The sequence below is a fragment of the Corallococcus macrosporus DSM 14697 genome (assembly GCF_002305895.1).
GTDB lineage: Bacteria > Myxococcota > Myxococcia > Myxococcales > Myxococcaceae > Myxococcus > Myxococcus macrosporus.
Window position 1 is genome coordinate 2,725,028 of the sequence record NZ_CP022203.1, and the last position, 25,202, is coordinate 2,750,229.

Below are 25,202 nucleotides of genomic sequence, written 5' to 3' on the forward strand. Positions count from 1 at the left end.
AGCCGGGCCCTCGTTGCCCCTGAGGTGATGGGCACCACCTTTGCGGCAAGCCGGATTCACCCGTCACCCATTGGAGGCCATTGATGGCGAGCACCAACAAGGACGTCGAGACGCTCAACTCCTTCCTGCGCGGCGAAATCTCCGCCGTGGAGACCTATCGTCAGGCGATCGGGCACGTGTCGGACGGACTGGCCCGTGACGCGCTGGAGTACTGCCAGCACGACCACGAGCACCGGGTCGAGGAGCTCCGCGACCTCATCCAGAAGATGGGCGGTGAGCCCGCCAAGGGCTCCGGCATGTGGGGCACCTTCGCCAAGCTGGTGCAAGGCGGCGCGGACGTCCTGGGCGAGAAGGCCGCCATCCAGGCGCTGGAGGAGGGCGAGGACCATGGCCTGGCCGACTACCAGCGGGACGCGGACCAGGTGCATGGCGAGGCCCGCCGCTTCGTGCGGATGGAGCTGCTCCCCGCCCAGAAGCGGACGCATGAGCGGCTCAGCCGCCTCAAGCGCACCCTGCACTGAGGGCGCGGGCAGAAGGCCCGCCGGCCGGGTGGCGCATCGCGGCCACCCGGCCGGTTTTTTCTCAGGCCGTGCGACACCGGCGGCGGCGCTGGTAACCCGCTCCGTTACAGGTCGCGCATCCCCTGAATCCCCTCCATGCGGGCGCTGGAGCTTGTGGGCACGCCGTGCGATACCTGGGGTTGGCCCATCGCGTTTGGGGAGGCGGAGCATGTCGCCGGACCGCGGTTCATCGGAACGTGATTCACGTCCGGAGGAAGTCTCCGGCGAGGAACCCCGGACCGTCCCCGCGACCACCGCCTCGTTGATGGATGCCAGCCACGCGGGGACGCTGAGCGCGGGCTGCGAGGCCCTGTTCCGCTCCACGGAGACGACGCTCCAGTGGGCCTGGCGGGTGCTGAAGTCCGCGAAGGCGGGCCCTGGCGCGGGGCCGCTGGCCACGTCGGCCCGGCAGTGCGCGCTCGAGTTCCTGGACCGCGTCCCGCCCCACGTGCGCCGGGGCGTGGCGGAGCTGCTCGGGTACAGCAGCCTGTGGCAGGCGGTGTGTACGCGGCTGGGGCGCCCGGTGGCGCGCTCCAACGAGGAGCTGCTGCACGAGCTGGGCGAGGACCTCCAGGTCCTGCTCCACGGCGCCCAGGCGCGGCTGGGCACCGCCGCCGCGCTGGAGCAGGGGCTCCTGGTCCACCTGGGCCGGCTGCGGGACTCGCGCCGGGCGGAGCCGGGGGCGCCCCTGGAGCTGCGCGCGGCGCTGGACGCCTTCACCCATTCGCTCGCCGAGCTGATGACCGCGGCCAGCGCCTACCGCCGCGCGTGGGAGGCCGCGGAGACGGAGCTGTCGGAGTCCGCGGCCTGGCTGGGCGCCGGAGACCCGGGCTTCTGCGCGTGGATGGCGGACCACCTGTCGGAGACGGTCTTCGCGTGGCGCAATGCCCAGGCCTCCGTCCGCATGCTGCGCGAGCTGGGCGAGCTGTCCCACCCGCCCTGAGCCTGGCGCCGCCCGGGCGCGTCACGCCTCCACGAGGATGCGGTGCCGGTACAGCTCCAGCAGGACGTCCTCGGACAGGTCCGCCTGCTTGTGCTCGCGCAGGTGCTGGCGCACGGCGGCCACGGGCTCGCGTCCGGTGAACTCCACGAGCAGGCCGTAGGCCTCGCCGGGCAGGGCCACGGCGTCGTATTCGCTATAGGCGCCCAGCGCCACGCTGCCGTCCTGCATCCACTGCACGGTGGCATCGGGGTTGAGCTTGAGGGTGCGCGGCAGCCTGGGCGACACGGCGGTGTCGTGGAGCTTCTCCAGCGTCTTCAGCTCGATGGTGCCGTCCAGGCCCAGCAGCTTCTCCAGCCCATCCGGGGGCAGTGACTTCACCAGCCGGTAGCATTCCCGGTAGTAGTCGAGCTCCAGGCCTTCGTAGCCCTTCCACAGCGCCGCGTAGGCCTTGGCGGGCGGGGCGGTGTCGTCCAGGTCCTCCACGGTGAGCGGGCCCGGCTGCGTCTCCGCGCGGTCCTTGCCGGAGAGCACGTATTCGGGGAGGAGCTGGAGCGCCGTCCAGCGGGAGAGCTGGATTTCGGCCAGCGTCAGGTACGTCTTGAGGGACATCCAGAACTTGCGGCCGTCCGCGCCCGCCACGTACTTGCAGAAGAAGGTGGAGCAGACGGCCTCGCGGTAGGGCCAGATGGTGCAGCCGCCGCTGTCCATGGAGAAGTAGCCGCAGCGCAGGGACGCGGCCCGGCCGAAGAACTGGTGGCCGTTCTTGTAGAGGAAGTGGAACTTGGCGGGCGGCTTCACCCACTGCGGTGTGACGCCCACGCGGCTGGCGACCTTCTCCTCCATGCGGCGCCGGCCCTCGGCCAATTCGGGGCGGTCATCCGACAGCAGCGCGCCCACCAGGTAGTTGGGCAGGCGAGGTGAATAGGTGCAGCACTTGGTGTCCGGCCGGAACATCCGGTCCACGCCGTCCACCGAGGCGACCGTGCCCTGCGCGGTGTCCTGACACATGGCGCAGTTCGCGCACGTGGCCTTGCGCTCCTCGGGGACGTCCTGCCGGAAGAAGCCGGGGAGGAGGTCGCGGTAGAGCAGGGGCAGGCTGTCGAGCAGGCGTGGCATGGCGGCTCCGGGAAGGTGTCCTCCGACGCGCCGGATGACTCCCCGGCGCGGGCTTTCTTCCCGGAGCCTGATGAGCGGAACGACGCGTCGAGCGGCCTAGAAGTAGCAGACGGAGTCGAGACCGCAGTAGCCCTGAACATCACCACACTGGCAGTGGTAGTCCTCCGCACAGAACATCGCGTGGCAGAAGGGGCCGCCCGGGCCGCCGGTGCCACCACCCGTGCGATAGGTGTACTCGCACACGTTGTTCGTGCAGGTGGCCGTCTGCGCGCTGGGACACGCGTCCGCGCACTGCCAGTCCTCGTCACAGAAGGACTGGAAGCAGATGGCCATTGATGCGCTCTCAGTGCTCTCGCAAAGCAACTCGGGCCCGGAGTCGATGGGGTCGGCGGCCGCGACGGTCGCGAACGTCAGCAGCAGGGCGGCACTCCAGGCGAGGGGACGGCGGGTGACGGACATGATGGCTCCTGACGCCGACAACCCGGGCGGTCGTGCACGGGAATGTCGGGCTGTCAAAGAATACCAGGGGGCGTCAGGGATGAACGGTCGTCTGCTTTGGCCCGGGTTTTCAATGGCAGACATTTGCCCGGGCTCAGGATTCGTGACGCGCGAAGATTCCGTCCCGGCTGCCGGGTTTGCCGCATTGCTTCCTGGCGGTGCGGGTGGAACACGTAATCGTGAGTCGTGTTTCACCCGCGCAGGCAGGGCAAAAAGCGTGGCTGCAGGTGAAATCGCGCGATGACCTGACGGTCCAAGTGGCGTGTCCGGTAGGCTACGGCTCCGATGTCGTGGGTCATCCCCCCGTTGACCGCTCGGAGGCGTTCCTTGGACGGTTCCGGTCCCCTCCCACTGCCGCTTGAGACCCAGGACGTTGGCGTCAGCGGACGCGTGCATTCGGCGCTGACACACCAGTTCCCGCACCTGCATCCGGTGGCGCGTCAGGCCATCAGCGGGCTCGTGCGTTGCTGTGATGGATGGCGGCGGTTGTTCCCCGCGCGGCGGCCGACGCACGTGGTGCCCGCGCTGACGACGTGGGAGCAGTTCCTTTCCACGGAGCCCCGCTCGCGCCGCGCCATGGTGACGGTGCAGCCGCTGGGCGTGGACCTGGAAGGGGGCTTCTGGGCGGCGGTGCTCCTGGCGAACGTGGCGCGCTGGTACCGCGGCAGCCTGGGCGTGCGCCGGCAGAACCAGCCCCTGGACGTCTGGGTGGCGCGGTTGGGCCGCGAAGGCACCGACGCGCGCCAGCGCGCCCCGGACCCGGAGGTCCTCACCGCCGCCGTCACGTGTGAGGACGGCGGGTTCCAGGTGGTGCGCCTGTCGCTGGAGGACGCGGCGCTGACGCCCGGCGCGGTGGCGGCGCTGCTGGCGCGCGCGCCGGTGCGCTCGCTGGCGGAGTCACGCCGGGAGGGCGTGTTCCCCCAGGTGGTGGTGGACCGCGCCGCACGAGGCGCCAGCGCGTGGGCGTCCCATCTGCTGACGTCGAGCGCCTGGCTGGGGGCGCGCGTGGACGCGGCGACGGGCGCGCTGGAGCTGAGCATCGACCACCTGGTGATGGATGGCACGGCGATGGCCGAGCTGTCGCTGGCCGCCTCGGTGGGGCTGCCTCGGCGGGCGGACCCCGCGGAGCTGGGCGACTGGCTCACGGGGCCGGACGAGCCGTCGCCGGTGCTGCGGGTGGAGTTGCCGGAGGGGCTCGACTTCCGCAACCTCACCTGCGCGATGCTCCAGGCGGTGCGGCGAGCCGGCGAGGGCGTGTTCCCCGTCGACAACCCCACGCTGCTGGTGCCGGTGCTGCCTTCGTCGCCGCACACCGTGGCGCGCAAGTGGCGGCGCATCGGCATCGCGGTGATTCCCTCGCGGACACGCCTGGGCCCGATGACGCCCACGCACGTCGCGCACCTGCTGGAGCAGACACGGCGGGGCGGAGGCGTGCTGGAGGACATCTTCGCCACGCTGTACGCACCGGCGCTGCCGTGGTGGATGCCGTCGCTCACCACGCACGGCTTCGCCTTCACCCCGTTGCTGCGGCAGGTGCCCGCGGCCCTGGGAGGTAATGCCCTGCTGTCCAAAATCACCCTGGAGGTCGACGATGATGACGCGCTGGCGCGGCATCCCGCGCTCTTCTTCAACACGATGCGGCCGCTGTGCGCCGTGGGGGGCGGTGTGGCCCTCTGCGTGACGGAGGTCCTCCACGCGACGCCGTCGGGCGCGCGCAAGCGCTTCTTCGCGGCCCTGGCGGGCAGTGGCGCCCTGGGCACACGCGCGCGGCTGCTGGCCTTCCGGGACGTGCTCGTCGCGGAGGCCCTCCGCAGGTCCCGGCCGGCACGTCCGATGCTTCCTTGAACCCTCTTGGTCTTCCGTCACGCGAGCTCTCCATGGTCTCCCCCCACGACCCCGGACGCATCCGGCCGCGACCGCACCTCAAGTTCCCCTTCGACGCGAGCTTCCCGCGCATCTGGCACCGCAACGGCCCTGGCACCACGCACCTGTGGAACGGGCTCAACCTGCTCTTCCCCCAGGGCGAGCGGTTCTTCGTGCGCAGCGTCAACCACTACCTGCCGCGGTTGGCGGACGCGCCAGCGCTGCGCGCCCAGGTGAAGGCCTTCTTCGCGCAGGAGGGCAAGCACGCGCACGAGCACCAGGACTACATCGAGCTGCTGGAGTCCCAGGGCTACGACCTCCACCGCTTCATGCAGCGCTACAACGCCTTCTTGTGGGGCCTCGTCGACGGGCGGCTGCCCCCGTCGCTGCGGCTGTCCATCACCGCCGCGTTGGAGCACTACACGGCGCTGATGGGGGAGCACACGCTGACGCTGGGGGTGTTCGCGGACGGCCACCCGGCGATGCGCGGCCTCATCGAATGGCACGCCGCGGAGGAGATTGAGCACAAGGCGGTGGCCTTCGACGTGCTGCGCCTGGTGGCGCCGGGCTATGGGCTGCGCGTGCTGGGCATGGTGCTGGGCGTGGCGTCGCTGTTCGCGCTGTGGTTCGCCGCCACGGTGATGTTGCTGCGCCAGGAGCGCGGCCTGGGGTGGACGGGGCTCCTCCGCGAGCTGTGGCGGGCCCACCGGAAGGACCCGGTACTGTTCCGTGTGCTGGGCCGGGGCATGTGGCAGTACCTGCGCCCGTCCTTCCACCCGTTGGACAACGACAACCTGGCGCTGGCGAGGGCGCACCTGGCGACGTTGGAGGCTTCGGCCTCGGACCTCCCGAAGCGCGAGGCGGCGTAGGGGCGTGGCAGGACGCCTGGTGGGGGAGCATTCCGCGTGGCCAGCGCCCCCTGGCGGAACGTGCTGGCCACAGCGAGGGTTCCTGGCTCCCGTGACACGCCGCCCACCGTCCTGGCGATTCCTGCTCGCCGTGCTGCTGTGCGGGGCCTTCCCGTTCCAGGCGAGGGCCTTCAGGGTGCAGGACCACCGCGCGCTCACGCAGGCCGCGCTCGACGCGGCGGTGGCGTCCGGGGCAGGGGCGGGGCTCGCGGAGCACCGGGGCCAGGTGGTGCATGGCGCCACCGCGGAGGACTGGAACCTCCACGTGAAGTGGACGGGCTGGCACCACTTCTACCGCCCGGAGGGGGCGCTCTCCTCCGTCCTGCGGCGAGGCTCGGAGGACCGGGTCCGGGCGCTGTGGGACGACGCCCTGGAGGCCGCGCGCAACGGCGACCTGCCGCGAGCCTGGGACCGTGCCGGACACCTGGCCCACCACCTCCAGGACATGGCGTCTCCGCCGCACGTCGTCCCGGTGAACCATGGACTCAGCGACGGCTTCGAGCGCTACGGCGTCGGCGCCTCGCTGAAGCGCCTGCCACGCCGCGAGGTGTCACCGATGTCCGGGACGGACGCGCAGCGGGCGCTCGCGCGGGAGACGCTGGAGGCGGTGCGGACCGGGACGCTGGCGACGCAGGACGGCGGCGCGCTGCCCTGGAGCGCCTTCTGGTCCGAGCCAGACTCGGCGTCGCCCGGTGCCTTCGGCGTCTATGGCCCGGTGGGCAACGCCTTCGGCCGCGGCGAGGTGCGCTGGAAGGGGACGCGACAGCGCATTCCTCCCGCGGGGCCGGCGGCCTTCATGGATGACCGCGTGGCTTCGGCGGTGGCGTACTCCGGCGCGTTCCTGGCGTGGGCGGCGCAGCGCTTCGAGGAGGTGTCGGCGCCGGACGCGGCGTTCGTCGCGCTGCGTGCCTTCCAGCCCTCACCCGAGCTGTCACTGGAGGCGCTGGGCGGCATCTTCTCCGATGCGCGAGGCACGGCGCCTGTCGTGGGCCTGCGGGGCTCGCTGCCGCTGCCCCATGGCCTGGGGCTGTCGGTGGACTGGACGCGAGGCCTGGAGGGCGGCGCGGCGCCCAGGGCCAGGCCGGTGGGCGGTTGGGCCTTCTCTGTGTTGTCCCCGCCGCTCATCGCCTGGCGGCCAGGGTATGCCTGGGGCGTGGACGTGCGCGCATTGGCCGGCGTGGGGCTGCGCACCTGGGAGGGTGGGGATACTCGCCTGGGCGTGCCCGTGGGGCTGCGCGCGCACGTGCCGCTGGGCGCGAACCTCGTCGCCAGCACGGAGGTGCTCTACCAGGGCCTGCGCCCCCCTGGCGTGACGTGGGCGCATGGCTTCACCTGGAGCCTGGGGTTCGGCGTGGCCTGGGGGGACCGTTAGCGCGCACGCGGTGCTTCCCGTTTTGTCCCGAGCCCTGCGCAGGCTCTGACGTGCGGGGGATACCTACCGTGGCACCTGTCCGCATGTCCGGCAGGCGTCCCGGCGTGAACTCTTCACGCGCCGGGCCGACGCACGGTGATAAGGACGGCCCCGCTGTTACCCAGAGCCACGACTTCGACCCATGTCCAGCATGCATACCCTGCGTGGGGCCCCGGCCCTCTCTGACTTCAGGCTCGCCAAACTCCTGGCCCAGTGCCGTGAGCGCGTGCCCTCCGTTTCGTCCCTCTACGCGGAGTACGTGCACCTCATCGATGCTCCGGCGCCCCTCACCGAGGCGGACCTGGCCACGCTGGGCCGCCTGCTCGACTACGGGCCCCGCGTGGCCACGGGCGCGCACACCGGCGGCCTGCTGCTGGTGGTGCCGCGGCCGGGCACCATCTCGCCCTGGTCCTCGAAGGCCACGGACATCGCGCACAACTGCGGCCTGGGCGAGCGCGTGCGGCGCATGGAGCGCGGCACGGCCTTCTTCATCGCGGGCCCCGACGGGCGCGCGCTGCAGGACGCGGAGCTGGAGCGCCTGAAGCCGGTGCTGCATGACCGGATGACGCAGGCGGTGGTGGGGCGGCTGGAGGACGCGGCCATCCTGTTCGCGGGACACACGCCCCGGCCCTTCACGACGGTGGACGTGCTGGGCGGCGGCCGCGCGGCGCTGGTGACCGCCAACCGCGAGCTGGGCCTGGCCCTGGCCGATGACGAGATGGACTACCTGGTGGCGCGCTTCACCGAGCTGAAGCGCAACCCCACTGACGTCGAGCTGATGATGTTCGCGCAGGCCAACAGCGAGCACTGCCGGCACAAGATCTTCAACGCGAGCTGGACCATCGACGGCAAGCCGCAGGAGCGCTCGCTCTTTCAGGCCATCAAGAACACCTACGTCCAGCACAAGGAAGGCGTGCTCGGCGCGTACAAGGACAACGCGGCCGTCATCGAAGGCTTCGAGGTGGACCGCTTCTTCCCGTCCCCCGAGTCCGGTGAGTGGGGCTCCGTGCGCGAGCCGGCCCACATCATGATCAAGGTGGAGACGCACAACCACCCGACGGCCATCTCCCCGTACCCGGGCGCGGCCACCGGCGCGGGCGGCGAGATTCGCGACGAAGGGGCCACCGGCCGTGGCGCCCGGCCCAAGGCGGGCCTCACCGGCTTCAGCGTGAGCCACCTGCGCATCCCGGGCTTCGAGCAGCCCTGGGAGCAGCCCTACGGCAAGCCGGACCGCATCGTCTCCGCGCTGGACATCATGGTGGACGGGCCGCTGGGCGGCGCGGCCTTCAACAACGAGTTCGGCCGGCCGAACCTCACGGGCTACTTCCGCAGCTACGAGGTGCAGGTCCCCACGCCCGGCGGCGTGGAGGTGCGCGGCTACCACAAGCCCATCATGATTGCCGGCGGCCTGGGCAACATCCGCGCGCCGCACGTGCAGAAGGGGCGCCTGCAGCCGGGGGACAAGCTCATCGTCCTGGGCGGACCCGCGATGCTCATCGGCCTGGGCGGTGGCGCGGCGTCCTCCATGGCGCAGGGCGCGAGCGCGGCGGACCTCGACTTCGCCTCCGTACAGCGGGACAACGCGGAGATGGAGCGCCGCTGCCAGGAGGTCATCGACGGCTGCTGGGCGCAGGGCGACAAGAACCCCATCCGCTCCATCCACGACGTGGGCGCCGGTGGCCTGTCCAACGCGGTGCCGGAGCTGGCCCACGACAATGATTTGGGCGGCCGGCTGGAGCTGCGCGCGGTGCCCAACGCCGAGCCGGGCATGTCGCCGGTGGAGATCTGGTGCAACGAGGCGCAGGAGCGCTACGTGCTGGGCGTGGCGCCGGAGGACCTGGCCCGCTTCGCCGCCCTGTGTGAGCGCGAGCGCGCGCCCTTCGCCGTGCTGGGCGACGCCACCGCCGAGCAGACCCTGAAGCTGGGGGACACGCAGTTCGGCAACGCGCCCATCGACCTGCCCATGGACGTGCTGTTCGGCAAGCCGCCGCGCATGCACCGTGACGTGATGTCGCGCCCGCTGTCGTTCGCGCCGCTGACGCTGGACGGCTCGCTGGAGGTGCTGGCGGAGCGCGTCCTGAGCCACCCCACGGTGGCGGGCAAGAGCTTCCTCATCACCATTGGTGACCGCACCGTGTCCGGGCTCAGCAGCCGGGACCAGATGGTGGGCCCCTGGCAGGTGCCGGTGGCGGACTGCGCGGTGACGCTGTCCACCGTGACGAGCACCACGGGTGAGGCCATGGCCATGGGCGAGCGCACGCCGCTGGCCCTCATCGACGCGGCGGCCTCGGCGCGCATGGCGGTGGGCGAGGCGCTTACGAACATCGCCGCGGCCCGTATCGGCAAGCTGTCCGACGTGAAGCTGTCCGCCAACTGGATGGCCGCCGCGGGCAGCCCGGGCGAGGACGCCAGCCTCTACGCCGCCGTCCACGCGGTGGGCATGGAGCTGTGCCCCGCGCTGGGCCTCACCATCCCCGTGGGCAAGGACTCCATGTCCATGCGCACCGTCTGGGAGGAGCAGGGCACGCGCAAGGCCGTCACGGCGCCGGTGTCGCTCATCATCTCCGCGTTCGCGCCGGTGCTGGACGTGCGCAAGTCCCTCACGCCGCAGCTCGTGGACGTGGCGGACGACACGCGGCTGCTCTTCATCGACCTGGCGCGCGGGAAGCAGCGGCTGGGCGGCTCCGTGGTGGCGCACGTCCACGGGCAGGTGGGGCCGGAGAGCCCGGACGTGGAGGACCCGGCGCTGCTGCGCGGCTTCTTCGCGGCGGTGCAGGCGCTCAGCGAGGCTGGCGTGCTGCTGGCGTACCACGACCGCTCCGACGGCGGCCTGTGGGCCACGCTGTGCGAGATGGCCTTCGCGGGCCGCTGCGGCCTGGACGTGGACCTGGCCCCGCTGGGCGGTGACGTGGCGGCGGCCCTCTTCAACGAGGAGCTGGGCGCGGTGGTGCAGGTGCGCGCCTCGGACGTGGCGCGCGTGCGCGAGGTGTTGGCGCAGCAGGGCCTGTCTCGCGACGTCCACGAGCTGGGCCGCCCGCAGCCTTCGCTCCAGGTTCGCGTGCGCCGTGGTGGCGACACGCTGCTGGCGAAGGACACGCTGGCCTTGCGCCGCACCTGGTCTCGCGTCAGCCATGAGATGCAGAAGCTGCGCGACAACCCCACCTGCGCCGACCAGGAGGCCGCGGCGCGGTGTGACGCGGAGGACCCGGGGCTGTCGCCCAAGCTGACCTTCGACCCGGCGCAGGACGTGGCCGCGCCCTTCATCGCCAAGGGGGCCCGTCCGCGCGTGGCCGTGCTGCGCGAGCAGGGCGTCAACAGCCAGCAGGAGATGGCGGCGGCCTTCACGCGGGCGGGCTTCGCCGCGGTGGATGTCCACATGAGTGACATCCTGTCGGGGCGGGTGTCGCTCGAAGGCTTCAAGGGCGTGATGGCGTGCGGCGGCTTCTCCTACGGTGACGTTCTGGGCGCGGGTGGCGGGTGGGCGAAGTCCATCCTCTTCAACCCGCGCGCGCGGGACGCCTTCGCTGCCTTCTTCGCGCGGCCCGACAGCTTCGGCCTGGGCGTGTGCAACGGCTGCCAGATGATGTCGCAGCTCAAGGACATCATCCCGGGCGCGGAGCACTTCCCCCGCTTCGTGCGCAACGCCTCCGAGCAATACGAGGCGCGCCTGTCGCTGGTGGAGGTGTCGAAGACGCCGTCGCTCTTCTACCAGGGCATGGAAGGCAGCCGGATGCTCATCGTCACCTCGCACGGCGAGGGCCGCGCGGAGTTCCCCAGCGCGGAGGACGCCGCCCGCGTCAACGGGCTGGGCCTGGTGACGACGCGCTGGGTGGACAACCACGGGCGGGTGGCGGAGACGTACCCGGCGAACCCCAATGGCTCTCCGCACGGGATCGCGGGCCTGACGACGCGGGATGGCCGCTTCACCATCACCATGCCGCATCCGGAGCGGGTGCACCGCTCCGTGCAGCACTCGTGGCGGCCTCGCGAGTGGGGCGATGACGGCCCCTGGATGCGCATGTTTCGCAACGCCCGCGTCTGGCTGGGCTGAGCTGCTGGCCTCGGTGGGCAGGGTGGTCTCCTGATTGAGAGGAGGCCTCCCTGCTCATGGCTGCAGCGCTGCGCGGCGTAGGATGCCCTGCGCTTCCACGACAGAGGCCGCGCGCCCCTGCGCAGAGTCTTCCTTCCTGGCGTGGACGTAACGCACCTTCTCGCACGCAGCGTCATCGACGCCCTTCCTCTCGATGGGGGCTACTCCGGGTCAAGCGCCCAGGTGCCGTCCTTCCAGCGGCGTAGTGTCATGATCGCTCCGATGGCGGAAACCCCTCCCTCGTTCGCTGCCGCTTCCAGGACCGCCTTCGCTTCCGCCGTCCGGTAGCGGAGCAGAAACGCAGCCGCCATGGCTCGAACGTCCGTACGTGGATGCTTCAGCAGCACGGCGAGGGCGTCCCGCCCCGTATCCCCCTGTGCGCGGAGTGCCTGAAGCGCGGCGGTGTACTGCTTGGCATGCTTGTTTCCCGTCCTGGAATCTCCTCGGTGAATGGCATCAGTCTGGGCCGCGACATTCCGAGCAAACTGCTCGACCAGTTCTTCCAACGTCATCACCAGACCCTCTTCTTCACGTTCGCAATGGCCAAGAGCCCGAACTCACGTTGAGCCTCGTAGGGCTGCGTGCTCAACCACTGCCGCACAGTCTGCGTGAACGAGTGAGTAATGTCGTAGCGGATCGACGAGTAGAGGGAACTGACGTTGGTATGCAGGGATTTGTCCAGCGGGATGACGTTCTCGGTGTTGTGGAGAGCCTGAGGGCCGAAGCGCTTCACGTTGCCCGGGGTCTGCTCGACGATGTGGTGCCATTGCTTCCCTGGGCCCGCTGGGCCCATGGCCTTCTTGAAGCCACTGAACGAGCCCCAAGCCTTGTAGCCCGTGGGACGGGCCTTGGCGGAGGAGCCTCCGCCCGCGCTGCTGGCCGCCATGGCCACCGCGCCGGGTGCGAGGGCGATGGTGACGCTCTCGGCGCTCACGGTCACCGAGCCCACGTCCGCGACCGCCGCGAGCCTGATGCCCACCTGCGCTTCGGCCTGAACCGCCGCCTGCGCGGCGCCGGGGAGCCTTGGCACCTTCGCCCCCAGCCCCGCCGCCGTGTTCCCAATGGCGGCCGTGGCCAACATGGCGAACGCGCGCGCCGCGTTGCGGCCCATGACCTTGCCGTAGCGCTCCCCCGCCTCGCGCAGTTCGTCAAACGTGGTGGCCCGCTCCGCCTCCTCCACCAGCCGCTTGAAGCCCACGATGAGGCTCCAGAACGTATCGACACCCACGTAGGCAATGAGTGAGGCGGTCATCACGGCGGCCACGCCCTTAGAGAAGGGCTCGGGCACCGCGAGCAAGATGCAGTACGTGGTCCACGTCCAAAGAACAGCCGCCATCATGGCCTGGGGGTCGGCCATGTCCTTGAAGGCGTCCATCATCTCGGCCAGCACGACGCCCTGGGCCAGGGCCATGGCCAGGGCGTAACGGCCATCTCCGGTGACAGTGGGGCTCTCCACCAGGAGGCGCAGGCAGTCGCCGGGCGTGTTCGTGCGCTCGCACCAGCGCAGGTAGGCACGCGTCAACTCCACCTCTGTCGCGGGGTGTTCGCCCACCAGGTGTTGGCCCGGTCCCAGTGGGATGACGCGGTGGCTGCGTGGCTCGTAGAAGTACGCGCCGCTGCGCGAATCCACCTCGAACAACCGCCGGGCCGTTTCCTGGGGACGGGGGGATGGCCGCATGCTCCGGGCCAGCGCATCGACGGCGTCAACGAAGGCGTCTTCGTCCAGCTCCACCGGCGCGGCGCCGCTGCGTGGAGTGAGGACGATGGGCTCGCCGGCGCCCGTGTGCAGGCGCACGGACTTCGTGGTGCCAGTGCATCCGGCCAGCATCACGAGCAACAGGGGAATCGACCATCGCGGCAGCATGCGGAGCCCTCCTGGCGCTGGCGCCCTTTGCTTGGGCGCGCATTGGTGGCGCAAGGTCGGGCAATACCAGAAAAGCCCACGAAGCCGGGCCAGGCTCTATTCCGCCGCGGGGACACCGGGCGGGGAGCAGGGCCGGGAGTACCTCCGGCCCGCTCACCCGTGCCGTGCTTGAAGCTACGCCTTCACCAGCTCCACGGGCTGGCCTTCGGGGACGTGCTTCATGGACACCGAGTTCATGCAGTATCGCAGGCCGGTGGGCGGCGGGCCGTCGGGGAAGACGTGGCCCAGGTGCCCGTCGCAGCGCGCGCAGCGGACCTCGGTGCGAATCATCCCGTGTGAGACGTCCTGAATCTCCGACACCGCGTCGGCCGCCACCGGCTGGGTGAAGGACGGCCAGCCCGTGCCGGACTCGAACTTCGTGCCCGCCTTGAACAGCGGATTGCCGCAGCCCGCGCACACGTAGGTGCCCGGCGTCTTCGTGCCCAGGAAGCACCCGGAGCCCGGACGCTCGGTGCCGTGGCGGCGGAGGACCTCATACTCCTGGGGGCTCAGGCGCTTGCGCCACTCGTCGTCGCTGAGGATGAGCTTGTCGACCATGCCTTCCTGCTCCTTGTCCGGGCCCGGACCGGGGCCCACGCGCACATCAGATGCGCATCCTGCCCCAGCGTCGCGCCTGGTGGGCAGCAAGGTGTGAAGGGCCCTGGCTGGTGCCTCGCTCCGGTGCCAGGCGCAATCCGGGAGGCGGCGGCGGTGCGCCTGGGTTTCCACGGTAGTGGGAGGGGCGTCATGCCAAGGCAAGGAAGGAGCGTGCAATGCGGATTGGCGAGCTGATGACCAAGAACCTGGAGACCATCGAGGCGGGGGAGCCCATCCGGGCCGCCGCGTTGAGGATGCGCACGTGCAACATCGGCTCCCTGCCGGTGCTGGAGAAGGGACAGCTCGTGGGCATGCTGACGGACCGGGACATCGCGGTCCGGTCCGCCGCGCTGGGACAGGACCCGAACACCACGCCCGTGCGCGAGGTGATGACGGCCACGGTCATCACCTGCGACGTGGACGCGACGCTCGAGGTGGCGGAGCAGACGATGGAGGAGAAGATGGTGCGCCGCCTCGTCGTGGTGGACGGTGAGCGGCGGCCCGTGGGGCTCTTGAGCCTGGATGACCTGGCCACGGTGCCGGAGGAGGTCCTCCACGCGGGCGAGGTGCTGGAGCGGCTCCAGCAGGTCTGATGTCCAAGGGGGCGCGAGCGGCGAAGTCCACCGCTCGCGCCCCGCGTGTCAGGCTCAGCAGGCGTCCGGGGCCGGCCGGCACGCCGCGACGAGCTCCGCCACCGCGGCGCCCCACGAGAGGTCCCGCTGCGCGCCGTCCCGCTGCCGCAGGCGGACGTTGCCCGCGGCCATCTCCCGCGCCCCCGCCACCACCAGCCACGGGACACCGGCCGCGTGCGCGTCCACGACCTTGCGTGACAGGGACTCGCCCCGGCGGTCCACGCTGGCGCGGCAGCCCGCCTCCCGGAGCTGCGCGGCGAAGCGCTCGGCGTAATCTCCGGCCGCTTCACCCACGGCGGCCACCACCACCTGCCGCGGGGCCAGCCAGGCCGGCAGCGCGCCCCCGTGGTGCTCCAGCAGGACGCCGATGAAGCGCTCCAGGCTGCCCAGCAGCGCGCGGTGAAGCATCACCGGACGGACGCGGGCCCCGGAGGCGTCGACGTAGTGGAGGTCGAAGCGCTCCGGCAGCACGAGGTCCAGTTGGATGGTGCCGCACTGCCACGCGCGCCCCAGCCGGTCCTTCAGCACGAACTCCAGCTTGGGCCCGTAGAAGGCGCCTTCGCCCGGCTGCATGTGGCAGTGGAGCCCCGCTTCCCGCGCGGCGGCGAGCAGCCAGGACTCGGCCTTGTCCCAGAGCTCGTCGCGCCCCGCGCGCGACGCGGGCCGGCCGGAGAAGGCCACCTGGACGTCGTCGAAGCCGAAGCCCGCGTAGAAGTCCTTCAGTGAGCGGGCGAAGCCGACCACCTCCGGCACCACCTGCGCTTCGGCGCAGAAGATGTGGCCGTCATCCTGGGTGAACTGCCGCAGGCGGAACAGGCCGTGGAGCGCGCCGCCGGGCTCCGCGCGGTGCACCAGCCCGAACTCGCCCAGGCGCAGCGGCAGGTCGCGGTAGCTGGGCGCCATGCGCTGCACCAGCTCGATGTGGCCAGGGCAGCTCACCGGCTTCATGCCCAGGTGCCGCGCGCCGTCCTCCACCAGGAACATGTGCTGCCGGAAGTTGTCCCAGTGGCCGCTGCGCTCCCACAGTGGCTGCGCGTAGAGCTGCGGGGTGCGGACCTCCTGGTAGCCCTCGCGCCGCATGCGCTGGCGGACGTGCTCCTCCAGCAGCCGGTACAGCAGCAGTCCGCGCGGGTGCCAGAACACCATCCCGGGTGCCTCCTCCTGCAGGTGGAAGAGGTCCAGGCGTTGGCCCAGCGCGCGGTGGTCGTGTTCGTCGAGCATGGCTTCGTCTCCGATTCGGAAGGGTGAAACGCCATCCGGTCGGAGCGCTGAGCGAGCGCACGGTTGCCCCGGCCGGAGAAGGCGGGGCAGGGAACCGTGCGTTCGTCAGCTCACCACGTGACGCGCACGGCTCCACGCCCGCCGAAGCGAGTCGTGGTGCCGGTGGTCGTGGTGGTGATGACGAAGCTCACGGCGAACAAGATGCGAGGGGCGCCGGGAATTGTCAACCAAGGCCCCCCCGCCCTGGCGGGCTACGCCAACAGCGACGCGAGCCCGATGAGGCCGGCGATGAGGAAGAACAGCGACTCACCGGCGATGAGGCCGCCGCCCATGAGGGACATGGTGCTCATGTCCTCGGGCAGGGCTTCGCCTTCGCCCGGGCTGCCGCTCACCGCCGGCTGCCCGCGCTTGGAGAAGGTGTTCCACAGCGACGTCACGATGCCGCCCGCGCCGAACCACAGCGACACCGGGAAGGCCACGAAGCCGCCGAACGACGAGGCGTAGGGGCTGGGCAGCAGGATGGCATCCACCGTCCAGCCGACGGCGAAGCCGGTGCGGGAGCGCTTCACGTACGCCTGGTAGCGCGCGCTGTTCCGCACCACCTTGCGCAGCAGCTCGTAGACGAAGCCGATGACCAGGCCGATGAGCAGGGCATTCACCACGGCCTGCGACAGCGAGCCGAGGTCGCGGATGGCGCCCACCAGCTTGTACGTCATGGCGGAGCCCCACTGGCCCACCTCGGCGTTGGGGTTGTCGAGCTGGTTGATGGTGAGCGCCGGGTAGGCCGTCATGAACACGCGCGCCAGGCCCACGCACAAGAGCGCGCCCATGGTGACGCCCAGCACCTGATAGCGGAACTGGGTGACGCGGTTGGTGCCCAGGCGCCAGCCGGTGGAGCGGTCCTGCTGCATGTCACAGCCCACCGAGGTGGAGATGAGCAGGATGGTGGCGGCCATCATGCCCACCAGCGGGATGCGCAGCCCCACCATGGACATCAGCAGCACGGAGATGACGAACGCGCTGGAGATGGGGTTCTGGTCGGTGATGCCGAAGGAGATGCCGTTGATGAGCACGAACAGCAGGGACAGTAGCATGCCGAAGAGGAGCCAGCCCATGGGCTGGTCCAACACCTGCGTGCCCACCAGCAACGTCGCGGCGCCCCAGACGGCCACCCAGGCCAGCAGGCGGGGGACGTTGACCTTCTTCCAGGACTCCTCGGCCGCTTCGTCCTTCACCGCGGCCCGCTCGCGGATGCGCTTCGCCGCCTGGACCGCAAGCAGCGACAGGTCCACCACCGCCGCGCCGCAAATCATCCCCAGGCCGATGACGAAGCCGATTTTGCGGAACGGGTCGTTCGGGCCGAGCCAGCCGATTTCCCGGAACGTGGGCATCAACGCCACGCCGATGACGGCCATCACGATGGCGGGCACGGTGATGCGGCTGCCGACAATCATGCCCGCGCCCAGCGTGGCCGCGCTGGTGCCGATGGAGGCGACGAAGGCCACCTTCTCCGTCGCCCACGCCGCCAGGGCGCCCAGCAGGGTGCCGCCGCCCAGCTTGGAGATGGACACCTTGAGCAGGCGCTTGTCCGTGAGCGCGCGCAGGATGTTGGCCACCGCCAGGCCGGACGGGTAGTCCAACTGGAGCTTGTCCACGAGCAGCGGCGTGTAGAGCATGCCCACGCCCACCGCGAACATGCCCACGCAGCCGACGAAGAGCATCAGCTTCCAGGCGGCGGGCATCTCCATGCCCAGCCACACCATGGACTGGATGAGCACGGACATGGCGCACAGCGAGGCCACCGACGCGGCCATCGTCTGCATGTAGTTGGCGCCGTGCTTGCCCTCCGCGCCGTAGCCGTAGGTGACGGCGCTGCCGAGGATGCCGGCCAGCACCTGACCGCCGACGAAGAAGCCCACGCTGAAGTTCATGTACGAGGCGGCGATGCCGCCCAGGGGCCCCAGGACGAACAGGGCCACCGCGCTCAACAGCAGGTGGTACTTCCACGTCCCCACGGGGGGCAGCCAGCGGAAGCGAAGCTGGGTGGCGTCGGCGACGGCGCCACCCGAGGACGGGGCAGGGGGCTCCGGAGGGAGCGAGGGGGCTGGCAATGACATTCGGAGGCGAAGGGTACTGGCCTTCCACGCGTCTGTCACAACCTGAGCCGCCGGGTGTGGGGGACGGTCCGCCCGCTCGGCCGCACGTCGGAGAAACGCCGCACCCCGCGTGACGCATGGCAACATCCGCCGCCATGCGATTCACCCTGCACCGGGGCGTCAGCCTGGCCGTGCTCGCCTCGGCCCGGACGGAGGCCGACCACCACGAGGACCTGGGCTGCAGCATCCAGGGGCCCACCGCGCGTCCCGTCCGCCGCGCCTTCCTCCCGTTGAAGCGGCAGGTCGCCGTGCTGGGGCGCGAAGGCGCGCTGCACGACGCGGAGGCCCTGGTGCGCTGGCTGGAGGACACCCCCCGCTACGCCGCGCTGTGCGTGGGCAAGCAGCGGCGCATGGGACGGCGCGTGCTGCGCCCCGACGTGCTGTTCCCGGACGCCACGCGCCACCGGCCCCGCGTGCTGCACCTCCGCCAGGACGCGCTGGGCCTGGACGTGCCCGTGCGCGCGGCTGACTGGCCCGCCGTGGCGGACTTCTTCGCGGCGCTCGCGCGAGGCGTCACGCGCGCGGAGCTGCGGGCCTTCGCGGCGCTGCCCGTGCTGGCGGAGCTGGTGGCGGACCTGGGACAGGCGGGCTGGCTGGTGCGCCATGAGGCGCCCGTGGACGTGCCCGGACCCGGCGCGCTCTTCGTGGGACACAACACGGTGCTGGTGGCGGGCCGTGAGGGGCGCGTGCTGGTGGACCCGTACTTCCGGCCCGAGGGGGCGGTGGACGCGCCGGGCTATCCGCCGATGCAGCCTCGCGACGTGGGCCGCGTGGACGCGGTGGTCATCACCCACTCGCATGGGGACCACTTCCACCTGGGCTCGCTCCTCCAGTTGCCGCGCGACACGCGCATCTTCGTGCCGGCGGTGGCGAAGGAGAGCCTCTTCTCCACCGACTGCGCCCTGCGGCTGGCGCAGCTCGGCTTCACGCGGGTGGAGCCGCTGCGCTGGGGCGAGTCCCGGCAGGTGGGGGACGTCACCGTGCGCGCGCTGCCGTTCCACGGCGAGCAGCCCACGGACGGCGAAGGGCCGTACCCGGACCTCTTCAACGAGGGCAACACGTGGCTGGTGCGGGCGCCGGGCTTCTCCGCGGCCTTCTTCGCGGACTCGGGGCACGACGTGCGCGGCGACATGGCGGCGGTGTGCCGGCGGGTGCGCCGCGAGGCCCCGGTGGACGTGCTCTTCTGCGGCGTCCGGGGCTTCCGGCTGGCGCCCATCTTCTTCGGCTTCACCACGCTGGAGGCGTTCCTCGTCAACGTCCCCCGCGCGATGCTGAGGGCGCCGCAGCGGCTGATGGCCGGGCCGGAGGAGGCGCTGCGCTATGGCGCCCTGCTGGGGGCTCGCTACGTGGTGCCCTGCGCGGATGGTGGCGCGCCCTGGTACTGGCGCGAGGGCATGGGGCCTCGCTACGAGGGCTATCCCGGTGAGCCCGTGACGGGCGCCAGCCACCTGGATGAGAACCCGGACGCGGACCCCTATCCGGAGCGGCTCGCCGAGGTCCGGCGGACGATGAAGGACGGCCCCAGGCCCCTGGTGCTGCGGCCCGGAGAGTCCCTGCGCTGGAGGGGCGCGCGGGCGCCCGAGGTGGTGCGCCACCCGGGCTTCATGTGGCCATTTGACACCGCGGCGTGACGTGCGCCGCGCGGGGGCTTCAGCGTGCGGCGGCGGCGAGCCGGGCCCTGCCGCGGACGAAGTGCACCCCGTACACCCCGGCGACGACGAGGAGGCAGAGGGTACCGACCACGAGGTAGCGGTGAATCAGCTCGTCCTCACCCCACCGGTGGGACCCCACCAGCTTGCTGGCGTCGCTGAGGCCCACGCCCTCCATCCTGCCGAAGGGAATGGCCGCGGCGTCCTTCTTGGACGCCCACCAGGTGAGGACACCATCCACGAGTGACAGCGCCCCCAGGACGAGGAAGCCCCAGCGCAGGGCCTGCTTGTGGAGGTAGCTGCCCGCGGGGGCATAGAAGGTCAGCATCATCACCGCGCCCAGCACCATCATCCCGCCGTCCCCGCCGAAGGTGACGAGCATGTCCACCGTCTGGGAGGGCAGCATCAGCGTGCCCACGGCCTGGAGGGACAGCAGCGTCGCGGCGCAGGCCACCCACAGCCACAGGCGGTGCTTCCACGCCCACCAGGCCCACGCGCCCAGCGCCGCCGCGAGCAGCACCGCGAGGAAGTACGAGCGGCCGAAGATGGCCGTCTTCCACAGCGTGGGGAACGCGGCGCGGCCGCACAGCCAGGCGGTCATCGCATGGCCCAGCTCATGGAACGGCATGGTGATGAGCCGGGCCGCGAAGGCGCTGAAGTTCCCCTTGTGCACGATGAAGGAGACCAGCAGGGCCACGGGGACGGCCCAGGTGCGCAGGCGGTGCTCGAACGCGGCTTCTTCCGCGTCGACGTCCCAGGCGAGCGTCTCCGGGGGCAGCACGTCCGGACGCAGGTCGGGCGCCACCAGCCACGCGGGGTCGACGTGCAGCGGGGGCTCCTCGGGGAGCACCGGCGCCGGCTGGGCCGCCTCCTCGCGCTGGCGCGCCGCCCGGGCGTCCGCCTTGGCGTAGATGATGCCGCAGCGGGGGCACTCCGGCCCGGCGGCGCGGGGGGACTGGCAACGGGGGCAGGGCAGGGCGGAAGGGGCTTCCACGGGATGCCCACTCTAGGAGCCCGCCGCGCCCGGCGAAAATCCGGGGCGTCCGGAACAGGGTGGGCTTGACGCCCACGCCAGACTCACCCAAGAGCGCACCATGCCACCGCTGGACACGAAGACGCGGGGAAGGACGTCGCGCGGACGCCTGCGCGCGCTGGACGCATACCTGTGCCGCTTCGAGCGCCCGCTCCTCGAACGCCGCGACGGCGCCTGGGCCCAGGCCGTCTTCGTGGACGTGGGCTTCGGCGAGCACCCATGGACGACGCTGGAGAGCGCCCAGGCCTTTCGCGCGCTCAACCCGGAGCTCGGCGTGGTGGGCGTGGAGCTGGACGCGGAGCGCGCGCGGGCAGCCCAGGCGGACGCGGAGGCCCGCACCCACTTCCGGGAGGGCGGCTTCGAGCTGCCCCTGCGTCCCGACGAGCCCGCCCGGCTGGTGCGCGCCATGAACCTGCTCCGCCAGGGCCCGCCCGAGCGCGTCCCCGAGGTCCACCGCACCCTGGCCCGCTACCTGCTACCGTCTGGCCTGCTGGTGGAGGGCAGCGCGGACGCGACGGGCGCGGTGCTGTCCGCGCACCTGCTGCGCCGACGTGTGGGAGCGGGCGACGACCCGCCGCTGCGCGAAGCGCTCCTGTTCCACACCGACTTCAGCCACGGCTTCGCGCCCGCGCTCTTCCGGGACTGGCTGCCCCGGGACTTGCGCCGCCGGGTGCGCCCGGGTGAACCCATCCATGACTTCTTCTCCGCGTGGAGCGCCGCCTGGCAGCAGGCGCGCGGCGCGGGCCATACGCACCCACCCGACGCATTTCGCGAGGCCGCGCTGGCCCTCTCCACGCGCATGGAGGGAGTGGAGACCGACCCGTGGCTCGTGTCCCAGGGGTACGTTGTTTGGAGGCCCAAGGAGGGTGTCTGTTTTTGACGACAGCCGGCGGCGTTTTTCTCAGCGACGAAGAGGGGCATGCGAGGGGAGCCAAGTGGGGTGGCGTGCGGTTATCCTGCGCGTGACCAGGCTTTCTTTGAACGGCACCGCGGCAGGAGAACGACACCGTCATGTTGGAGCAGGCACCCCGGGTTCGAATGGAGGGCCGTCCGTCCGTGCTGCTCTTCTCGGCGGGCTTCTACGGCACGCTGGCTGCCGCGCGCTGCTTCGGGCGCAACGGCATCGACGTCACGGTGGCGGACCCCGGCAAGCTGGGGCCCGCGAGCTGGTCCCGCTTCGTGGGCCGGCGCGTGCAGTGTCCGCCGGAGTCCCAGGCCGAGGACTTCGTCGAGTGGCTGCTGGACTTCGGCCGCCGCGAGCCGATGCGGCACGTGCTCTACCCGACGAGCGACGAGCTGGCGTGGCTGGTGTCCGTCCACGGCGAGGCGCTGTCGAAGTCCTTCCACCTGTATGACCCGGGCATCGACGCCGTCTACGGCCTGCTCAACAAGCGCAAGCTGTTCGAGGCCGGCCAGGCGGTGGGCCTGAAGCTGCCGCGCACCTGGTTCCCGGAGTCCGAGGCCGCCCTGGACGCCGTGTCGCGCGAGGCGCGCTTCCCCGTCCTCATCAAGCCCACCACGCAGATTCTCTACTCCACCCACCGCAAGGGGCAGCCGGTGCAGGCGCCCGCGCAGCTCGCGGAGGAGTACCGCGCCTTCTCGCGGGACGGGTACGCGCCCATGCTGGTGCGCTTCGACCCCGCGGTGTCGCGCCCCATGGTGCAGGAGTTCCACCCGGAGGCGGCGGAGGGCATCTACAGCCTCTCCGGCTTCGTGGACGAGACGGGCGAGCTGTTCGAGGTGCGCGGCGCCATGAAGGTGCTCCAGCGTCCGCGGCGGCTGGGCGTGGGCGTGTGCTTCGAGTCCGCGCCGGTGCGCGAGGACCTGGCCGCGGGGCTCCAGCGCCTGTGCAAGCGCCTGGGCTATCACGGCGTCTTCGAGGTGGAGTTCATCCAGACGAAGGACGACTTCCTCCTCATCGACTTCAACCCCCGCTTCTACGGGCAGATGGGCTTCGACGTCGCGCGGGGGCTGCCGCTGCCGCTGCTGGCCTACCACGCCGCGCTGGGAGACGGGGACGCCCTGCGCCGCGAGCTGAAGGCCGCGCGCGACTGGCGCGGCAACGGCGAGGTGTTCTGCAACCGCATCGCGCTGGAGATGCTGCTCAACCTCCAGCGGCTCTCCGGCGCGCTGCCGGGGGACGAGGCCCGCCAGTGGCGGCAGTGGCTGGCGTCACACCGGGGCGCGGCGGTGGACCCGCTCATCGACTCGGATGACCTGATGCCCACCGCGGTGGAGGTGGCGCAGATTCTCTACGGCTCCGCGCGCCACCCCCGGGCCTTCATCCGGATGATGGTGCTCAACCGGTGAGCGCGGCGCGGCTGTCCGGCGCGTCGAAGGTCACCAGGTCCTCGAAGGTCTCCGCGCGCCGCAGCAGCCGCTCCTTGCCGTCCTCCAGCGCGATGATGGCCGGCTGGGGATACGAGAAGGACGTGGCGAAGGGCACGAAGTAGGCGCCCGCGTCCATGATGGCCAGCGTGTCCCCCACGCGCAGGTCCGGCAGCCGCCTGGCGTGGTACAGCGTGTCGCCCGGCGTGCAGATGGGGCCCACCACCGTGTAGACCTTGTCGGCCGGGGCGTCCGGCCGATTCACGTGGAAGAGCTGGTGGTACTCGTTGCGCACGCATTCGGCGTGGTTGATGCCGGCGTCCAGCACCGCCCACGTCCTGTCCTCCCCCGCCTTGAGCGCGTGCACGCGCCCCAGCAGGAGCTGCGTGTCGCCCGTCATGGCGCGGCCCGGCTCCAGGAAGATGCGGGGCCGCTGGCGTCCGCGCCGCGCGTAGTGCGTCTCCACCATCTCCACCGCCAGCGCCACGTAGCGCTCAATGGACAGCGACGCCGCCGGGTCGGGCGCGGGCACGTCGCGGAAGAAGGTGAGGTTGAGGCGCCAGTCACGCTCGGCGATGTGCTCGACGGTGGGCGTGTTGAGGCTGCCGCCCAAATCCAGCACCTCCAAATCCAACCCCAGCTCCTGGTGCAGCGTGTCGGTGAAGTCGAGCACCGCCTCCACGAAGGCGGTGAGGTCGCCCTCGGTGCGGATGGTTTCTCCGCGGTGCGCGTGCAGGCCCACCACGTCCAGGTGCCGCGAGGCGCGCGCCTGCTGGTAGGCCCGCAGCGCGGCGCCCCCGGCGATGGGCGTGCCGAACTGCCCCGTCCAGCCGCTGCCCGTCGTCACCCGCACCGCGACGCGCGGGCGGCGCTCCAGCTCGGCCGCCAGCCGGGCGAAGACGGCGAGCTCCTCCGCGTGGTTGGCGGCCAGGAGCTGGATGCCGCGGGTGATGGCCTCGCGCACCGAGGCCTCCGACTTCACCGGGCCGTTGTAGACGATGCGCTCCGGCGGCACGCCCAGCTTCAGCGCCAGCCACATCTCGTAGGCGGAGATGACCTCCGCGCCCACGCCCAGGCCGTGCAGGAAGGACAGCACGCCCGGCACCGGGTTCGTCTTGTACGAGTAATAGACTTCGCAGCCGCCCGCGCGCCCCGGCGGCACCGCGAGGAAGCGCTCCGCGTTGCGGCGCAGCGCCGCCAGGTGCACCACGTGCAGCGGCGAGCCCCAGCGCTCCACCAGCTCCGCCAGCGGGACGCCCTCCAGGCTCAGGCCCTGGCCGGGCACCTCCTGGAGGCCCCAGTGCGAGGCGGGGATGTGGTTGCGCGCGGGCGCCATGGCCCGCTGGAGCACCGGGCGCAGCGTCTGCTTCACCTGGCGCTTGGCCGTCCCCAGCAGCCGGCTCTTGAGGCTCATGACGCGCGGCCCTGGTTGGGCAGGCGCAGCGGCAGGCGGCGGGCCACCTCGAAGGGCAGCACCCGCATGGCGGCCTGCATCAGGCGGTACTCCAGCGCGCCGTTCGTCTTGCGGTACTTGCCGTGAATCATCTCGTTGGACTGCACCACCAGCGTGCCGTCCTTGCCCAGGTTGTGCATCAGCGACGGGCGGCCGGTGCGGTAGTGCAGGATGGGCCGGTTGACGTAGACGTGGCCGAACGCGCGGATGCCGCGCAGGTAGAAGTCCACGTCCTCGTAGACGGGGATGCTGGCGTCGAAGCCGCCCAGCGGGGCGAAGTGCTCGCGGCGCACCATGCACGCGGAGTTCACATACAGCGTGCCGCGGAAGAGGATGTGGGCCACCGTCCACGCGCTGTTGGGGGTGCTGGCGCCCACCTGGGCCGCCCACTCGAAGTAGGCGCTCTTGTCCTTGAGCCAGTCCGCGTCGTCGCCGAAGGGCACCACCCAGCCCACCGCCACGCCCGCGTCCGGCCGCGCGTCCAGCGCGCTCACCATGGCGTGCAGCGCGCCCTCGGCGAGCATGTCGTCGTCATCCAGGAAGTGCAGGTAGCGGCCCCGCGCCAGCGTGGCGCCGTGGTTGCGCACCACGGCCGGGCGGCCCTTCGACGGCGGGTCATTCACCAGGTAGCGGACCCGCTCGTCCTTCAGCCCCTCCACCGCCTCGCGCGCCGTGCCCTCGGGGGTGTCGTCCAGGACGAGGACCTCGACGCTCACCCCTTGCTGGCGGAGGACCGACTGGATGGCCTCCACCACTTCCTTCTCCCGCTTGTGGGTGGGCATCACCACCGAGACGTCAATGACGGACATAGCGGACTTATACGCGTTGGCGGCCACGCCTG

20 protein-coding genes are annotated in these 25,202 nt (G+C 71.4%); 10 read left to right on the top strand and 10 right to left on the bottom strand.

Annotated features, from left to right (window positions below; genetic code table 11):
* The first annotated feature begins 83 nt into the window (after positions 1-83).
* Entirely contained in the window at positions 84-521 is a 438-nt protein-coding gene (locus MYMAC_RS38355; RefSeq protein WP_013938924.1) for a DUF2383 domain-containing protein, read from the top strand.
* A gap of 208 nt (positions 522-729) precedes the next feature.
* Positions 730-1,503: a hypothetical protein gene (locus MYMAC_RS11610; RefSeq protein WP_095958143.1), complete on the top strand. Its 774-nt coding sequence runs from the start codon at positions 730-732 to the stop codon at positions 1,501-1,503.
* A gap of 21 nt (positions 1,504-1,524) precedes the next feature.
* Here MYMAC_RS11610 and MYMAC_RS11615 read toward each other — a convergent pair whose 3' ends face one another.
* Complete coding sequence (locus MYMAC_RS11615; RefSeq protein ID WP_095958144.1) at positions 1,525-2,619, bottom strand: hypothetical protein; 1,095 nt, start codon at positions 2,617-2,619, stop codon at positions 1,525-1,527.
* Positions 2,620-2,715: 96 nt separating this feature from the next.
* A complete protein-coding gene (locus MYMAC_RS11620; RefSeq protein ID WP_095958145.1) occupies positions 2,716-3,078 on the bottom strand; it encodes a hypothetical protein in 363 nt (120 codons plus the stop codon).
* Between the two features lie 429 nt (positions 3,079-3,507).
* On the opposite strand from MYMAC_RS11620, the gene MYMAC_RS11625 reads away from it, so the two are divergent.
* From MYMAC_RS11625 to purL, 4 genes are all read left to right on the top strand, one after another.
* On the top strand, positions 3,508-4,962 hold the full coding sequence (locus MYMAC_RS11625) for a hypothetical protein (protein ID WP_239989488.1): 1,455 nt from the start codon (positions 3,508-3,510) through the stop codon (positions 4,960-4,962).
* A 32-nt stretch (positions 4,963-4,994) separates the two neighbouring features.
* A complete protein-coding gene (locus MYMAC_RS11630; protein ID WP_095958147.1) occupies positions 4,995-5,849 on the top strand; it encodes a metal-dependent hydrolase in 855 nt (284 codons plus the stop codon).
* A gap of 91 nt (positions 5,850-5,940) precedes the next feature.
* Positions 5,941-7,260 (top strand): phospholipase C/P1 nuclease family protein, encoded by a 1,320-nt coding sequence (locus MYMAC_RS11635; protein WP_239989489.1) that lies wholly within the window; start codon positions 5,941-5,943, stop codon positions 7,258-7,260.
* Positions 7,261-7,441: 181 nt separating this feature from the next.
* Positions 7,442-11,350 carry a phosphoribosylformylglycinamidine synthase gene (gene purL / locus MYMAC_RS11640; protein WP_095958149.1) on the top strand — a complete coding sequence of 1,303 codons (3,909 nt, stop codon included), beginning with the start codon at positions 7,442-7,444 and terminating at the stop codon, positions 11,348-11,350.
* A 200-nt stretch (positions 11,351-11,550) separates the two neighbouring features.
* Here purL and MYMAC_RS11645 read toward each other — a convergent pair whose 3' ends face one another.
* The 3 genes from MYMAC_RS11645 to msrB all read right to left on the bottom strand — a co-directional run bounded on the left by MYMAC_RS11645 (position 11,551) and on the right by msrB (position 13,850).
* Positions 11,551-11,901, bottom strand: a complete 351-nt coding sequence (locus MYMAC_RS11645) for a DUF2019 domain-containing protein (RefSeq protein WP_013938932.1) — start codon at positions 11,899-11,901, stop codon at positions 11,551-11,553.
* A complete protein-coding gene (gene sitA5, locus MYMAC_RS11650) occupies positions 11,901-13,253 on the bottom strand; it encodes a SitA5 family polymorphic toxin (protein ID WP_095958150.1) in 1,353 nt (450 codons plus the stop codon). Before sitA5 ends, MYMAC_RS11645 begins: the two co-directional genes overlap by 1 nt.
* 174 nt (positions 13,254-13,427) lie before the next feature.
* Entirely contained in the window at positions 13,428-13,850 is a 423-nt protein-coding gene (gene msrB / locus MYMAC_RS11655) for a peptide-methionine (R)-S-oxide reductase MsrB (RefSeq protein WP_043712992.1), read from the bottom strand.
* A gap of 215 nt (positions 13,851-14,065) precedes the next feature.
* On the opposite strand from msrB, the gene MYMAC_RS11660 reads away from it, so the two are divergent.
* Entirely contained in the window at positions 14,066-14,482 is a 417-nt protein-coding gene (locus MYMAC_RS11660; RefSeq protein ID WP_013938935.1) for a CBS domain-containing protein, read from the top strand.
* A 54-nt stretch (positions 14,483-14,536) separates the two neighbouring features.
* Here MYMAC_RS11660 and thrS read toward each other — a convergent pair whose 3' ends face one another.
* Complete coding sequence (thrS, locus tag MYMAC_RS11665) at positions 14,537-15,742, bottom strand: threonine--tRNA ligase (RefSeq protein WP_095958151.1); 1,206 nt, start codon at positions 15,740-15,742, stop codon at positions 14,537-14,539.
* A gap of 251 nt (positions 15,743-15,993) precedes the next feature.
* Complete coding sequence (locus tag MYMAC_RS11670; protein ID WP_043710712.1) at positions 15,994-17,859, bottom strand: OPT/YSL family transporter; 1,866 nt, start codon at positions 17,857-17,859, stop codon at positions 15,994-15,996.
* A gap of 134 nt (positions 17,860-17,993) precedes the next feature.
* Between MYMAC_RS11670 and MYMAC_RS11675 the strand changes: the two genes are divergently transcribed.
* Entirely contained in the window at positions 17,994-19,529 is a 1,536-nt protein-coding gene (locus MYMAC_RS11675; RefSeq protein WP_239989490.1) for an MBL fold metallo-hydrolase, read from the top strand.
* A gap of 19 nt (positions 19,530-19,548) precedes the next feature.
* On the opposite strand, the gene MYMAC_RS11680 is transcribed toward MYMAC_RS11675, so the two are convergent.
* Positions 19,549-20,541 carry a hypothetical protein gene (locus tag MYMAC_RS11680; RefSeq protein ID WP_095958153.1) on the bottom strand — a complete coding sequence of 331 codons (993 nt, stop codon included), beginning with the start codon at positions 20,539-20,541 and terminating at the stop codon, positions 19,549-19,551.
* A gap of 100 nt (positions 20,542-20,641) precedes the next feature.
* On the opposite strand from MYMAC_RS11680, the gene MYMAC_RS11685 reads away from it, so the two are divergent.
* Together MYMAC_RS11685 and MYMAC_RS11690 are read left to right on the top strand one after the other, a co-directional pair.
* Positions 20,642-21,460: a methylase gene (locus tag MYMAC_RS11685; protein ID WP_095958154.1), complete on the top strand. Its 819-nt coding sequence runs from the start codon at positions 20,642-20,644 to the stop codon at positions 21,458-21,460.
* 131 nt (positions 21,461-21,591) lie between these two features.
* Positions 21,592-22,890: a carboxylate--amine ligase gene (locus MYMAC_RS11690; RefSeq protein WP_095958155.1), complete on the top strand. Its 1,299-nt coding sequence runs from the start codon at positions 21,592-21,594 to the stop codon at positions 22,888-22,890.
* Here the strand turns inward: MYMAC_RS11690 and MYMAC_RS11695 are convergent.
* Both MYMAC_RS11695 and MYMAC_RS11700 read right to left on the bottom strand, forming a co-directional pair.
* Positions 22,880-24,322, bottom strand: coding sequence for a type III PLP-dependent enzyme domain-containing protein (locus tag MYMAC_RS11695; protein ID WP_095958156.1), 1,443 nt, complete (start codon positions 24,320-24,322; stop codon positions 22,880-22,882). The two genes, MYMAC_RS11690 and MYMAC_RS11695, sit on opposite strands and share 11 nt — an antisense overlap.
* On the bottom strand, positions 24,319-25,170 hold the full coding sequence (locus MYMAC_RS11700) for a glycosyltransferase family 2 protein (RefSeq protein ID WP_204817526.1): 852 nt from the start codon (positions 25,168-25,170) through the stop codon (positions 24,319-24,321). The genes MYMAC_RS11695 and MYMAC_RS11700 overlap by 4 nt, the downstream gene beginning before the upstream one ends.
* Between the last annotated feature and the right edge of the window lie 32 nt (positions 25,171-25,202).

Excerpts from the sequence above, each read along its gene's own strand:
- MYMAC_RS38355 (WP_013938924.1), top strand. The coding sequence starts at position 84 with ATGGCGAGCACCAACAAGGACGTCGAGACGCTCAACTCCTTCCTGCGC.
- MYMAC_RS11610 (WP_095958143.1), top strand. The coding sequence starts at position 730 with ATGTCGCCGGACCGCGGTTCATCGGAACGTGATTCACGTCCGGAGGAA.
- MYMAC_RS11615 (WP_095958144.1), bottom strand. The coding sequence starts at position 2,619 with ATGCCACGCCTGCTCGACAGCCTGCCCCTGCTCTACCGCGACCTCCTC.
- MYMAC_RS11620 (WP_095958145.1), bottom strand. The coding sequence starts at position 3,078 with ATGTCCGTCACCCGCCGTCCCCTCGCCTGGAGTGCCGCCCTGCTGCTG.
- MYMAC_RS11630 (WP_095958147.1), top strand. The coding sequence starts at position 4,995 with ATGGTCTCCCCCCACGACCCCGGACGCATCCGGCCGCGACCGCACCTC.
- purL (WP_095958149.1), top strand. The coding sequence starts at position 7,442 with ATGTCCAGCATGCATACCCTGCGTGGGGCCCCGGCCCTCTCTGACTTC.
- MYMAC_RS11645 (WP_013938932.1), bottom strand. The coding sequence starts at position 11,901 with ATGACGTTGGAAGAACTGGTCGAGCAGTTTGCTCGGAATGTCGCGGCC.
- sitA5 (WP_095958150.1), bottom strand. The coding sequence starts at position 13,253 with ATGCTGCCGCGATGGTCGATTCCCCTGTTGCTCGTGATGCTGGCCGGA.
- msrB (WP_043712992.1), bottom strand. The coding sequence starts at position 13,850 with ATGGTCGACAAGCTCATCCTCAGCGACGACGAGTGGCGCAAGCGCCTG.
- MYMAC_RS11660 (WP_013938935.1), top strand. The coding sequence starts at position 14,066 with ATGCGGATTGGCGAGCTGATGACCAAGAACCTGGAGACCATCGAGGCG.
- thrS (WP_095958151.1), bottom strand. The coding sequence starts at position 15,742 with ATGCTCGACGAACACGACCACCGCGCGCTGGGCCAACGCCTGGACCTC.
- MYMAC_RS11670 (WP_043710712.1), bottom strand. The coding sequence starts at position 17,859 with ATGTCATTGCCAGCCCCCTCGCTCCCTCCGGAGCCCCCTGCCCCGTCC.
- MYMAC_RS11675 (WP_239989490.1), top strand. The coding sequence starts at position 17,994 with ATGCGATTCACCCTGCACCGGGGCGTCAGCCTGGCCGTGCTCGCCTCG.
- MYMAC_RS11685 (WP_095958154.1), top strand. The coding sequence starts at position 20,642 with ATGCCACCGCTGGACACGAAGACGCGGGGAAGGACGTCGCGCGGACGC.
- MYMAC_RS11690 (WP_095958155.1), top strand. The coding sequence starts at position 21,592 with ATGTTGGAGCAGGCACCCCGGGTTCGAATGGAGGGCCGTCCGTCCGTG.
- MYMAC_RS11695 (WP_095958156.1), bottom strand. The coding sequence starts at position 24,322 with ATGAGCCTCAAGAGCCGGCTGCTGGGGACGGCCAAGCGCCAGGTGAAG.
- MYMAC_RS11700 (WP_204817526.1), bottom strand. The coding sequence starts at position 25,170 with ATGTCCGTCATTGACGTCTCGGTGGTGATGCCCACCCACAAGCGGGAG.